Annotated in this window: 14 protein-coding genes; 2 read left to right on the top strand and 12 right to left on the bottom strand. The window is 31.1% G+C overall.

Features of this window, described 5'->3' with window-relative positions; all coding sequences use genetic code 11:
- The first annotated feature begins 136 nt into the window (after nt 1-136).
- Nucleotides 137-871 (top strand): NYN domain-containing protein, encoded by a 735-nt coding sequence (locus tag BT151_RS07080; protein ID WP_072401111.1) that lies wholly within the window; start codon nt 137-139, stop codon nt 869-871.
- A 35-nt stretch (nt 872-906) separates the two neighbouring features.
- On the opposite strand, the gene BT151_RS07085 is transcribed toward BT151_RS07080, so the two are convergent.
- The gene (locus BT151_RS07085; protein WP_072401112.1) at nt 907-1,893 is read right to left on the bottom strand and encodes a Gfo/Idh/MocA family protein; all 987 of its coding nucleotides are present in this window, start codon (nt 1,891-1,893) and stop codon (nt 907-909) included.
- A gap of 133 nt (nt 1,894-2,026) precedes the next feature.
- On the opposite strand from BT151_RS07085, the gene BT151_RS07090 reads away from it, so the two are divergent.
- Nucleotides 2,027-3,058, top strand: coding sequence for a hypothetical protein (locus BT151_RS07090; protein WP_072401113.1), 1,032 nt, complete (start codon nt 2,027-2,029; stop codon nt 3,056-3,058).
- A gap of 97 nt (nt 3,059-3,155) precedes the next feature.
- On the opposite strand, the gene BT151_RS07095 is transcribed toward BT151_RS07090, so the two are convergent.
- The 11 genes from BT151_RS07095 to BT151_RS07145 all read right to left on the bottom strand — a co-directional run bounded on the left by BT151_RS07095 (nt 3,156) and on the right by BT151_RS07145 (nt 13,465).
- On the bottom strand, nt 3,156-3,875 hold the full coding sequence (locus tag BT151_RS07095) for a YebC/PmpR family DNA-binding transcriptional regulator (protein ID WP_072401114.1): 720 nt from the start codon (nt 3,873-3,875) through the stop codon (nt 3,156-3,158).
- Nucleotides 3,876-3,971: 96 nt separating this feature from the next.
- Complete coding sequence (locus BT151_RS07100) at nt 3,972-4,265, bottom strand: 4a-hydroxytetrahydrobiopterin dehydratase (RefSeq protein ID WP_072401115.1); 294 nt, start codon at nt 4,263-4,265, stop codon at nt 3,972-3,974.
- A 61-nt stretch (nt 4,266-4,326) separates the two neighbouring features.
- Entirely contained in the window at nt 4,327-5,160 is an 834-nt protein-coding gene (locus BT151_RS07105; protein ID WP_072401116.1) for a sugar nucleotide-binding protein, read from the bottom strand.
- Nucleotides 5,161-5,184: 24 nt separating this feature from the next.
- Nucleotides 5,185-6,099 (bottom strand): glutaminase, encoded by a 915-nt coding sequence (locus BT151_RS07110; RefSeq protein ID WP_072401117.1) that lies wholly within the window; start codon nt 6,097-6,099, stop codon nt 5,185-5,187.
- Between the two features lie 4 nt (nt 6,100-6,103).
- Entirely contained in the window at nt 6,104-7,183 is a 1,080-nt protein-coding gene (gene gcvT / locus BT151_RS07115) for a glycine cleavage system aminomethyltransferase GcvT (protein ID WP_072401118.1), read from the bottom strand.
- Between the two features lie 339 nt (nt 7,184-7,522).
- Entirely contained in the window at nt 7,523-8,773 is a 1,251-nt protein-coding gene (locus BT151_RS07120; RefSeq protein ID WP_072401119.1) for an alpha/beta hydrolase family protein, read from the bottom strand.
- 112 nt (nt 8,774-8,885) lie between these two features.
- Nucleotides 8,886-9,443, bottom strand: a complete 558-nt coding sequence (locus tag BT151_RS07125) for an AAA family ATPase (protein WP_072401120.1) — start codon at nt 9,441-9,443, stop codon at nt 8,886-8,888.
- Between the two features lie 441 nt (nt 9,444-9,884).
- On the bottom strand, nt 9,885-10,118 hold the full coding sequence (locus BT151_RS07130) for a CBU_0592 family membrane protein (protein ID WP_072401121.1): 234 nt from the start codon (nt 10,116-10,118) through the stop codon (nt 9,885-9,887).
- An 18-nt stretch (nt 10,119-10,136) separates the two neighbouring features.
- The gene (locus tag BT151_RS07135) at nt 10,137-11,198 is read right to left on the bottom strand and encodes a glycoside hydrolase family 5 protein (RefSeq protein ID WP_072401122.1); all 1,062 of its coding nucleotides are present in this window, start codon (nt 11,196-11,198) and stop codon (nt 10,137-10,139) included.
- A 47-nt stretch (nt 11,199-11,245) separates the two neighbouring features.
- The gene (gene thrC / locus BT151_RS07140; protein ID WP_072401123.1) at nt 11,246-12,538 is read right to left on the bottom strand and encodes a threonine synthase; all 1,293 of its coding nucleotides are present in this window, start codon (nt 12,536-12,538) and stop codon (nt 11,246-11,248) included.
- 6 nt (nt 12,539-12,544) lie between these two features.
- On the bottom strand, nt 12,545-13,465 hold the full coding sequence (locus BT151_RS07145; protein WP_072401124.1) for a homoserine kinase: 921 nt from the start codon (nt 13,463-13,465) through the stop codon (nt 12,545-12,547).
- Nucleotide 13,466: the final 1 nt, after the last annotated feature.

The raw sequence follows: 13,466 nt of genomic DNA on the forward strand, positions 1-13,466 counted from the left end.
AATTCACCTTGTTATTTGAATTAGTCAGAGTAAAAATAATGATAAACTAAAGTTAAAATATCTAAATAAAAGTTAAAATATTTAATTGATGTACTATTAAACCTCGGCTTTATATATTTCTTTATCTTTATCAATTATGATAAAAGACACTAAAATTGCCGTATTAATAGATGGAGATAATATCCCATCAAAGTATATTTCTGAAATGATGGAAGAAATAACCAAATACGGAACACCAACAATTAAAAGAATTTATGGAGATTGGACAAAACCCCATTTATCTAAATGGAAAAATGTTTTGCTTGAAAATGCTATAACACCAATACAACAGTACGGCTATACTACTGGAAAAAACGCAACAGATTCTGCAATGATAATTGATGCGATGGATATTTTATATTCTGAAAAAGTGAACGGATTTTGTTTAGTATCATCAGATAGTGATTTTACAAAACTTGCTACACGGTTGCGTGAAGCTGCCATGGTAGTTTATGGAATGGGAGAGAAGAAAACACCAAATCCGTTTATTGTAGCCTGCGATAAGTTTATTTATTTAGAAATTCTTGCTTCTGATGATGAGCATGAAAAAGATGATAAGGGTAGAAAAGCTAAAAAAGAAAATTTATATAATATTACACCTAAAGTAATTAAACTTCTTCAGAATTCTGTGGATGATTCAGCAGACGATGACGGTTGGGCTTTTTTAGGAGATGTTGGTTCACTAATACTTAAAAAACAACCCAATTTTGATTCTCGTAATTTCGGGTTTCAAAAGCTAACACCACTTTTTAAATCGTTGCCTCAATTTGAAATGGAACAAAGAGACCAAACTAATGGACGTTTTAAATTGATTTTTGTTAAGAATAAATAGCTTTGATATATATATATATATATTGATTTTCAACTTTATATAGTACCTAAAATTTTATCCATAACCCAACTTGTATGCAATGCGGTTAACCCTGTAGATGGATGCGAATCTTTAACTCCTGTTAAATAATCTCTCATGTTCTCTACATGATGAATTTGAATGTGTTTTGGATGTTCTATGAATAATTCTTCATTTTTCGAATCACTTTTTAAAATCACAGCATTATCATGGAATACGGAAAACTCTATGGTTCCCTTGCTTCCATAAATGATGACTTGATCTAGATGTTCATTACAACCAAAATTCCATGTACCAGAACCTGTAATACCTTTTTTATGAATCCAACATCCTGTTACAGCATCTTTTGCTGTATAAAGGTTTTGTTGGTTTGTATTAACACCATAGGCTTCTTTAATATTTCCTAATAGATAAGTGAATAAATCGATACCGTGACTTGCTAAATCATCAAAATAACCAGCCGGAGCTATGTTAGCATCTGTTCGCCAATTATCTGTTTTTGATAAATCTATTTCACTTGGTGGTTTGCTTAAATGAGAATTAATATGTCTTACATCACCAATATAATTTTTATCAAGCCATTCTTTTACTTTTAAAAAACGAGGTAAAGAGCGTCTGTAATATGCAACAAATAGCGGTATATTTTTGTTGTTGAAAGCTTCATGAATTTCTAAAGCTTCATTATAAGTTGGTGTAATAGGTTTTTCAATACAACAAGGTTTACCTGCTTCAGCAACTTTTAAAGCATAATGTTTGTGAGTATCTGGTGGTGTTGCGATGTAAACCGCATCAATATCTTTACTTTGAATTAACTCATCAGCATTTGTAAAATAAGTGTCTACATTATGTCTTAAAGCGTAGTCTTTAAGTTTTGTTATGTCACGTCGCATTACCGCTTTAAGTTTAAAGTTTTCAACTAGACTATATGGAGGTCCACTTTTTACCTCAGTAACATCACCACAACCAATAATTCCCCAATTAATTACTTTGTTAGTTTTCTCCATATTTATGTATCTCTAAGTTTTATCTCAAAATTATAATTTCTAAATATAAAAAACAGCTAATATTTTTTTAATTTTTTAAAACCCTCTTTTAAAAAATTACGTAGGTATGATTGAACCTTAAAAATTTGACAAAATGAAACGATTAAACCTAATTAAAAGTTTAGCCCTATTAGCACTAATTAACCTAGCTTTCACATCATGTAGTGATGATGATAGTACTGGTATGGATGCATCTTTATCAACTTACTTGTTTGCATCAAATAATTCTGATGGAAACGTAACAACTTATAATGTTAGCAGTATAAGTAATGTGACTTCTAAAACTTTAATAACACCATCTACTGCTGCAGATGGTATTTATTATGATAAAAATAATGATGTTGTTGTACAAGCCTCTAGATCTAATTTTAGTTTAGAAGGTTACTCTAATGTAGCATTAAGTATGGCAGGTTCTTCAATTTCTGTTGGAGTTTCTGGAAGTACAGATATGACTAGCCCACGAGAATTAGCTGTAAATGGTAATTTTTATGTAGTAGTAGATAACTCTGATCCCGATGGAGATACCAATACACCAGATGGAAGATTATTTATTTACTCTAAAAGTGGAAACAGTTTTACTTTAAGAAATGTAATTACAACAGATTTTAAATTATGGGGAATTACTTTTGATGGAGAAGATTTATATGCGATTGTAGATACAACTAATCAATTAGCAGTTTACACAAACTTTTTATCTAATATGGCAGACGCTACGTTATCTGCGTCTAAGACTATAGTTGTTGAAGGCATTGTTAGAACTCATGGCTTAACCTACGATGCCATGTCTGACACTATGGTTTTAACAGATATTGCTTCTGCAATGAATGGACAAGATGATGGCGGTTTTCATATTATTGAAGGCTTTACATCAAAATTTAACAATACTGCAAATGGTGGAACTTTAGCTTTATCTCAACAAACACGGGTTGCAGGAAGTTCTACACTTTTAGGAAACCCTGTAGATGTTGCTTATGATAGTGCTACAAAAACTGTATTTATTGCTGAAGCCGGTAATGGCGGAGGGAGAATATTAGCCTTTAACAACATTGGTAGTGGTGGTAATATCGCACCAGTTGTTAATAATGACTTAGCCTCAGCATCATCAGTATTTTTATCTAAATATTAATCGAATTAATCGCCTTTTTTGCCCCAAACAGAAAAGTATAAAAAAAAGCTATCAATTTTTTGATAGCTTTTTTTTATGTTTTAATGTTGCTGATTTATTAATCTTCACTCTCTTCCATAGTATGATATACATTTTGTACATCATCATCTTCTTCAAGTTTTTCTAAAAGTTTTTCTACATCTTCTGCTTCTTCAGCAGTAAGTTGCTTAGTAACTTGTGGAATACGTTCAAAACCAGAAGATAATATTTCAATTTCTCTAGATTCTAATTCTGCTTGAATAGCTCCAAAACTTTCAAAAGGGGCGTAAATTAATATACCATCATCATCGGCAAAAACTTCTTCAGCACCAAAATCTATAAATTCTAATTCTAATTCTTCAGGATCTAAACCTTCTGCATTAATTCTAAAATTACAAGTATGATCAAACATAAAAACGACAGAACCGGAAGTACCTAAACTGCCATCGCATTTATTAAAATAACTACGCACATTGGCTACAGTTCTTGTATTATTATCGGTTGCAGTTTCAACTAAAACAGCAATTCCATGAGGTGCGTAACCTTCAAAAATCACTTCTTTATAATCACCTTGACCTTTTTCACTTGCTTTCTTTATAGCACGCTCAACATTGTCTTTAGGCATGTTTACTGCCTTGGCATTTTGTATAACCGCTCTTAAACGTGAATTACTGTCTGGGTCTGGACCACCTTCTTTAACAGCCATAACAATGTCTTTACCAATTCTAGTAAAGGCTTTACTCATTGCAGACCAACGTTTCATTTTCCTTGCTTTTCTAAACTCAAAAGCTCTTCCCATAATAATATATGTTTTCCTGAAAAAACAGGAATTTTATTAAATTAAACTAAAATTTATTATTTGCGCAAAGTTAAAAACCTAGCAGTGAAAAACAAATTATTCCTCATCTGGTTCTACAATAGTTTCTATAGCTTCTGCAAGTTTAAAATCTTTGTTTGTAACGCCATTGGCATCATGCGTAGATAAAGAGATAGTTAGTATATTGTAAACATTAGACCAATCTGGATGATGGTTTAAGGCTTCACACTCAAAAGCGATTCTACTCATAGCACTAAAACAGTCTTTAAAATTTTCAAATTCAAATTCTGCGTGTATAGCGTTGTCATAATATTCCCAATCAGGAAAGTGAAGTAATTTTGCTTCTATGTCTTGTTCAGATAATTTACTCATAATATGTGGTTTTATAGGATGTAATTTTTACTAATTTAACAATTTCAAGTATTAACGGCAATTATATTTTTAACTCATTTAAAATTTCTTCGCTTACTAAATTTAAATTCTTTGGTAGTAGATTATATTTTGGCAAAACTGCTAAGTATCTATCATCGTTTGTTGTGTAAACTTGTTTTAATAGAACCTTATCTTCTAAATTTAGAGCTTTGATTATTTCTTTAACAAAATCGTCATGATGCACCAAATCACTACTTCCTAAATGAAATATACCTGATTTATTTCGATTAATAATGTAATGAATTTGCTGTGTTACTTTACTATCTGTAGTCACATTCATTATTAAATTAGGAAAAACTTCGGTAGGCGTTTTTTCTTTTACATTTTGAAGAATTTCTAAAATTCGAGGAGATTGTGTTCCAAAAACCATAGGAAGTCTTAAAATAGCCACTTGTTTTTTAGGCAAGCGCAATAGCATATTTTCTATTTTTATTTTGAAATGTCCATAAACACTATTACTGTATGTTTTGTCTTGCTCGTAACTTGGGTATTTGCTATAAGCATCAAAAACATTGGCAGATGAAAGAAAAATAAGCTTTGTTTTATTTGATAGTAAATATTCTGCTAGATGTTGATGAAGGAGTACTTGTTTTGAAAAATCTCCACGAAGTGTCGAAATTATAATAGTTGGTTTTACAATATCTAGAATTTCAAAAACATCATCTTCTTCAAAGTTAAACTGAAAAAAGTGTTTATTTTTTTCTAGAGCTTTATTACTAATATTATAGGTTCCAAATGTTCTAAAATAGGAGCAGAGTTCTTTATAAATAGCACTGCCTAGAAAACCACTGGCTCCTAAAATTAATATGCTATGTTTGTCTTCTCGCTTAATCATAAATTATTTTTTAAACTAAAGACACTAAAAAATAGAAAGTTTTGTTTTTGTTGTAAACTGTTCTAATGCCAGCATGCCTAATTTAGAATTCCCTTTTATATTTAAACCTGGCGACCATGTAGAAATCACAAATTTTTCTGGTAAAAGCGCTACAATACCACCGCCAACACCACTTTTTCCTGGTAAACCAACTTCAAATGCAAATTCTCCAGCTTCATCATAAAAGCCACAAGTTAACATTAATGCATTAATACGTTTAACTTGCTGTTCTGTAATATGTAATTTGTTTTTTAAACATTTTCCTTTATTAGCAAATAAGTAAAAAGCTTTAGAAAGTTGGCTACAAGTCATTTCTATTGAGCATTGATGAAAGTAAAAATCTAAAACATCTTCTACTGGGTTATTTAAATTTTTGAAGGATTTTAAAAGATTAGCTGCTGCATAATTTTTAAAACCGGTTACTTTTTCTGAATGTGCTACGGCTTTGTTAAAGTTTATAGTATTATCACCTGTAAGCTCTCTAACGTAGTTTAAGAAATCTTCTTTAGGATTTTTTAAATTTGAAATAAGCACATCTGCAATTACAATTGCTCCAGAGTTAATTAATGGATTTCTAGGAATACCGTTTTCAATTTCTAATAACGATAGAAAATTAAATGGGTTTCCGCTAGGTTCAACATCAATGCGTTCCCAGATATCTTCACCTATAAGTGACATCGCTTTTGAGAGTGCTAAAACTTTTGAAATACTTTGAATAGAAAATGGTTTATTATAATCGCCAACACCGTATTCTTTCCCATCGGATGTTCTTAAATGAATTCCTAAATTACCTTTATCAATATGGGCCAATTCCGGAATGTAAGTAGCTACTTTACCTTTATCATCAGCATTTATCGCATCGTGATAAATAGTTTCTAGTACAGCTTGAAAATTATGCATATAATTATTTATAAAAAGGTAATTTTATTACCGTAGCAGGAACTGCATTTTTACGTATTTGAATATTGATTTTACTATTTACTTCTGCAAAAACAGTAGGAACATAACCTAAACCGATCCCTTTTCCTAAGCTAGGAGACATAGTACCCGATGTAACTACACCAATTGTTTTTCCGTTACCATCAACAATATCATAACCATGACGCGGAATACCACGTTCGTCTAATTCAAAAGCAATAAGTTTACGTTGAGAACCATGTTCTTTTTCAGCTTTTAAAGCTTCAGAATTCGTGAAATCTTTAGTAAATTTTGTTATCCAACCTAAACCAGCTTCAATAGGCGAGGTGGTGTCATCAATATCGTTTCCGTAAAGGCAATATCCCATTTCTAAACGTAATGTATCGCGAGCTGCTAAACCAATAGGTTTAATACCAAAATCTGCACCAGCTTCTAAAACCTTGTCCCAAATTTGTTTGACTTCGCTGTTTTTACAATAAATTTCAAAACCACCACTACCAGTATATCCAGTTGCAGAAATGATCACATAATCTATACCCGCAAAATCGCCAACAACAAAATTGTAGAATTTAATTTCTGATAAATCATGACTTGTTAAACTTTGCATCGCTTCAATGGCTTTAGGACCTTGAATGGCAAGTAGTGAATAATCTTCACTTAAATCACGCATGTTTGCACCAACATCATTTTTAGATGTTATCCAATTCCAATCTTTTTCTATGTTACCAGCATTAACAACTAATAAATATTGTTCTTCTTTTAATTTATAAATAATTAAATCGTCTACAATACCACCATCATCATTAGGTAAGCAACTATATTGTGCTTTCCCAATGGTTAATTTTGAAGCATCATTACTTGATATTTTTTGTATTAACTCTAAAGCATGTTCTCCTTCAATTAAAAATTCACCCATGTGAGATACATCAAACATACCAACAGCTTTTCTAACAGTTTCGTGCTCGATATTTACACCTTCATATTGTACAGGCATATTGTAGCCTGCAAAAGGGACTATTTTTGCTCCAAGAGCTTTGTGAGTTGTTGTTAAAGCAGTATTTTTCATGTACTAAATATTCAAAATTTGAATAGCAAATGTATTGAAATTTTATAGAAAATGCTTTTACTGAAAGTTTAAAAGGTTTGTTAAACTTTTTGTTGATTGTAGAGTTAAATTTTAGGTTTTAATTAATGTATTTGTTTTTTTTAAGTTGAAGCTAGAAAACGAGTAAAAAGGTTTGTTTAGGCTAAAACTTGCATGTTATATCCAGCTTATTTTTATTTAATAAATCGATATGTTTTTCTTTTTGTAATTGTGTTAATAGTTAAAAGCAGTTAATAGATTTTTTCATAAATACAATTACCTGCAATTCTGTGAATTATAATTAATTAATGTTCTCTGCTTTTAATTTTGTTTTATGAAAATAGGGTTCCCAGTTCCCCACCAATTATACCATTGTGCATAATCTACATCTTCAAACGGGTGTATTTGAACATTTGTATTTACATCTTTATTGCCAAGTAGAAACTTTGCTACAAAAGCTTCTACTTCTGGTTTTTGACTGTCTGGTAAAGCGCAGTGATTATGTCCTGCAACTATTGAAAACCCAAATCTATCTCCAATACCAAAAGTTTTCCAAACTTCATGTGCTGCTCTTGATGATACATAACCAGATTCATCAGCTAACCATTCATAATCTGGGTTTCCTAGAATTAACAATGCACGTGGTGCTACCATTGCCATGAGTTCATGATGGTCGAATGGTAATTTTGGAACAGAATTGGAGAATTTAAATAAATCTTCAATAAACCAAGCATGACTTGTTCGACCTAATGTTTCGACATTACCTAAAGTTTCTGAGACACGCCATGAAGCAGCACCACCGCCACCAGATTCTTGAGCTATTGTAAGCGCAATACGTTCATCAAAAGCACCAGCAAAAAGTGCCATTTTTCCAGCAAACGAACAACCGGTTACAGCTATATGTTTTAGGTCTATATTCAAATCATTAGAAACGAGTTCTAAACCATCTATTATTCTGCTAACACCCCAGGACCAAGCACTATAAGCTCCAAAATATTCAAGTTCTGGGTAAAGTTTGTTAATAGGCTCGTTGCCTCGTGTTTGCGTGTGAGACATTACCTGAGTAAAGTTAAAGGTAATTTGTGCTATATTTCGACTAGAGAAAATATCTTCTGGTAAACTTCCCGAACCACGACCAACACCTATAACAGCAGGAAAAGGACCGTTTCCATTAGGAAGAAGAATATGAGATGTTAGTGTAAGTGTATTTCCATTTACGGTTACATTTACGGTAAGTGTGTCATTTGAAAAACTAGCAGTAATGTTTTCAGGTCGATTTGGTTTTTCACCAATTTCATAATACTCAATTTCTGCTTTAATTTCTAATCGTCTGCATTTCCAATCTTCAAATTTAGTTGAGCGACCACTTTTATTAGACCACTCAAACGGATCTGTTAAAGGATTAATTATAGGAAGTTCCTCAATATTTGATAAAATAGGTTCAGAGCAATTTATACCTGTATTCTCTAAATTATAAACTAAAGGAATGTTTTGAGCAGAAGATGTGACCACAAAAAAAATAGATAATAAAAGAAATAGCACTGTTGGTTTAATATTTAGTTTGGTTGTCATGTTTTGGTTTAATTGGTTGGTTTTAAGGATATTTTATGTTTAATAACTAAATTAGCAAAAAGGAATGAAGTAAATAAAAAACTTGAGGATTTTTCTAAAAGGTTTTAAGTAATTAATTATAGCTATTAATATTAATAGCTTTAATTTCTGCTATTACTTTGTCTGTTTTATTTTTCAATTCCATTTCTCCATCTATTTTCAAAACCTTACAATTGAGTAATTCAATCCAATTGTTATGTATATTTAGAGACCTGCCATCAAAGTTTGGGTTTTCATATTGGTTGGCCCATTCTAAAAAAGCATTTGAGTCATGCATTATTTTTTTGTCTGTTAATAGTTTATCACCGTAACGTTCAATTTCTCGTTTTTTAAGACGTTTTATTCTTTTATTATTGTTTAAACGAATAAATACAGCTAAATCGAATACTGTTTCCCATTCTTTCCCCCAACTTACCAAAGAACCGGTAACTATAATATTTTTGAACTTTTCAAAATCAGTTTTTAAGTTTTTATTTCTTTCTACAAATGATATTTTTTCTTGAAAAGGAGGATCAGTTTGTTTCCAATAATAGTTATCAACATCCAAATGAATGAAATCTGTCATTTTTCCAACTTCTTTTCCTAATGTTGTTGTTCCGGAACCCGATGCTCCAAATATTAAAATTTTCATTTCAAATAAATATTTTTTTACTCTAGAAGATTACTTCTAATATTTATGCATGATAATAGTTACGCATTTCATCATATAACTTTTAAATATGCATATAAATAAAGGCTACTATTAAGTTTATTAGCATACTTGCTCTCATATAAAATCAATATATGGTTCATTAAATGTACTTATTCTTAAATTAAGTTCAATTTATCCGAAATTTATATTTATTGTATGATTTTTATCTGCTTTAAATTTTGACAAATTGTATGGATAACTCACAATGTTTTGTCGAGAATATTATCAATAAGTATATAATATTCTAAGAAGGTGTTTTTTTATATTTCGTCATTCAATGAATTTATCTAAATAGAGATGCATTTTGATGAATTACTTATAAAACAAACAACAATTATCTAAAAAAATGCCGAAGTAGTTTATTATAAAAAGAAATAGAATTTATTTCTTATACTTTATAAGCGCAAATAATGACACTAGGGCCCAAACACTTTCTAAAACAATAAAAGGCCAATAGTTTAAAAATATTGATGCCAAACAAGCCATTGAAGCTCCAATAAGGTTTAGCAAAATAAAAACTAAATGCTTATTTGAAACTTTGCCACTAACATTTAAAACATAGGCTAGAAGTATTTGAAAAACACCCAAGAAACCAATCCAATCTGTTGAAGTCATAGATTTATAATCTTATTTTTAATAGCTTTTGTTTTTAGCTTTTAATTCGTTTCTTACTAGCTTACCAGATGTAGTTATTTCAGACTCTTGCCATCCGCCAGTAGCACTTGCGCCTGGTTTTAAAGCGGCTGCTAATTCTTCTTTATCGGCAATAGACCAGTTGCACCAAGATATGTTGTGTTCATCTAAGAAATCCCACCATAATTTAGATTCAGCTTCATTAATTTCAACATCACCTGAAGCTTGGGTGGTACCAAATTCTGTAACAAAAAGAGTAATATCATTATTTAAAGCTTGAATTGCAATATCTCTGAGTTCTTGTTTATGAGTTGCTGCATAATAATGTAATGTATAAGCAATATTTGCATCGTTAATTTTATTACCAATAACATCATCAACATTTTGAGACCAATTTCTTGTGCCACAAACTATTATATTATCTGGGTCATGCTTACGAATTTCTGCAATAACAGCTTCATGATAAGGTTTTAAAACATCTTTCCACGACACATTTAATGGTTCATTATAAGTTTCATAAATAATATTTGGGACATTCCCATAAGTTTCGGCTATATCAGAAAAGAATGTTTTGGCTTCTTCTAGGTGTTTTTCAGCTTCATGATCGTGCCAATCAATTAGCACATAAATACCTTCTTCAATAGCAGCATCGATAATGGTTTTTATTTTTGTTTTTTCAACTTCCGGATTAGCTAAATAACCATCATGGTCTACTGCCATTGCTGCTCTAACAATATTGCAATTCCAGTCTTCCTTTAGCCACTTAACAGTTTCTTTAGTGTAATATTTACCAATCCATTGACTCCAAAAGAAAGACATTCCTCTTAATTGTAAAGGTTCTCCGTTTTTATCAACTATTTTATTGCCAGAAATACTTAATTGTCCATGTTCTTCAACTGTATTTGCAAACGTTTCAGGTACATTATCTATTTCAGTTTCATCTACAATTTCCTCATCAACAGGTGTGTCTTTTATTTCGTCAGAATTATTGCAATGCAAAAATAAAGGCAAAAAGGCAAGTAAGAAAAGTAATTTATAATTATGAATAGTTTTTAATATCATGATTTTTATTTTTTTACTTCTAAAAGTAACTAATTATTGGCTGTTCTTTAATTTAATAGAAAACTTTTTAAATCCTCGTAAGTAGAAATTACAATCGATTCTTTTTCTTTACCCATTACAGCTTGTATTTGCTTTGGTAATGGTTGTTTTTCCTTAATAACATCTTCAACTACATATAAAAATTTAGTAGGATGGGCTGTTTCTAAAAACACACAATGTGAATCAGGATTTTTTACTAAAAATTCTTTGCAACCTAAATAACCAACAGCTCCATGAGGATCTGCAACATAATTGTAATTGTTATAGATTTCTAACATAGCTTCTTTGGTTTCATCATCAGAATAGCTATAGGAAGATAAATTATCTTTTAAAGTGTCAAATTTATTTTTGTAAATTTCTTGAATACGAATAAAATTACTTGGTGCACCAACATCCATAGCGTTAGAAATGGTTTGAACTGATGGTTTTGGCTCGTAAGTTTGAGATGTTAAATATCGTGTAACCACATTATTTGCGTTGTTTGATGCTATAAAATGATGAATTGGCAAACCTAATTGTTGTGCCATCATACCTGCGCAAACATTACCGAAGTTCCCACTTGGTACAGAAAACACTATGTTTTCATATTTATTATGCAATTGCTTGTAAGCAAACATAAAATAGAACAATTGCGGTAACCAACGTGCTACATTAATAGAGTTTGCTGATGTTAATTGCATTTTACTTGTCAATTCATCATCAAGAAAAGCAGTTTTAACCATAGCTTGACAATCGTCGAACGTGCCATTAACTTCTAAAGCTTTTATGTTTTGACCTAAACTAGTTAGTTGCATTTCTTGGATATCGCTCACTTTTCCGCTAGGGTAGAGTATAACGACGTTAACTCCTTTAACACCAAGAAATCCATTGGCTACAGCACCGCCAGTATCTCCAGACGTTGCAACTAAAACAGTTATCTCTTCACTATTATTTTGATTGAAATACCCTAAACAACGTGCCATAAAACGTGCGCCAACATCTTTAAATGCCATAGTTGGACCGTGAAATAACTCTAAAGTAGAAATGTTATCGTTAAGTTTTACAACAGGAAATTCAAATGATAAGGTTTCCTTTACAATAGTTTTTAAAACATCTTCAGGAATTTCTGGAGAAACAAATTGTTTTATCGCTTCAAAAGCTATTTCTGAATAGGTTAAATCATCAATATTATCAAAAAAATCTTTTGATAAAGGGGTTATGCTTTCTGGAAAATATAATCCTTTATCTGGCGCTAATCCTTTTATAACAGCATCTTTAAATGATGTGTTTGGTGCTTTATGGTTTAATGAGTAATAGTTCATTTTATATTATAATATTTTGACTCCTTCAGTATTAATTTTTGACACATGTATGTCGAACTCAATTCCAGTTTTAGAGTATATTTTTTCAATCGCATCTTTCACATTTATAGCACTTTCTAACCCTTTACATAAAGAGAATATTGAAGGTCCAGATCCAGAAATTCCTGTACCTAAAGCGCCATTTTGTAATGCTGCTTTTTTTACTTCATTAAAATGAGGAATCAATTGACTTCTATATGGTTCTACAATAACATCGTGTAATGAACTTTTTAATAATTCATAATCACTAGTGTGCAAGCTATGTATTAAACTTCCAACATTTGCCCATTGTGTAATAGCATTTTGCAAAGGGACTTCTTTAGGTAAAATCGCCCGAGATTCAGATGTTTTTATTTCAATTTGAGGATGAATAATTGTTGCATACAAATTCTCTGGTGTTGGGATTTGTAAAATTTCTACAGGCGAAATGCTTTTAACCAAAGTAAAGCCACCAAAAAGGGCAGGAGCTAGGTTATCGGCATGTTCGCATTTACTTGCCACAGCTTCACCTTTAATAGCAAATTCAGTTAATTGTATTTTATTATATGGTCTTCCAAGAAGCTCGTTCATACCAAAAACACTACCAACAGCACTTGCAGCACTACTTCCAATACCACTACCAGGTTTTATGTTTTTATAAATTTCTATTTCAAAACCACAATCTGGTTTTGCAGCCTCGTACATAGCTAAAGCAGAAACACCAGCGACGTTAAGTTCTGCTTCGTATGGTAAATCGAAACCTTCTATTTTAGTAATGTAAATCCCTTTTTTATCGGTTTTCCTAATCACCATTTCATCACCAACACTGTCTAAACAAAAGCCTAAAACATCAAAACCACAGGATACGTTGGCTACAGTTGCTGGAGAAAATATTCTTATTTCGTTCATA

The organism is Flaviramulus basaltis (assembly GCF_900114265.1).
Taxonomy (GTDB): Bacteria; Bacteroidota; Bacteroidia; order Flavobacteriales; family Flavobacteriaceae; genus Flaviramulus; species Flaviramulus basaltis.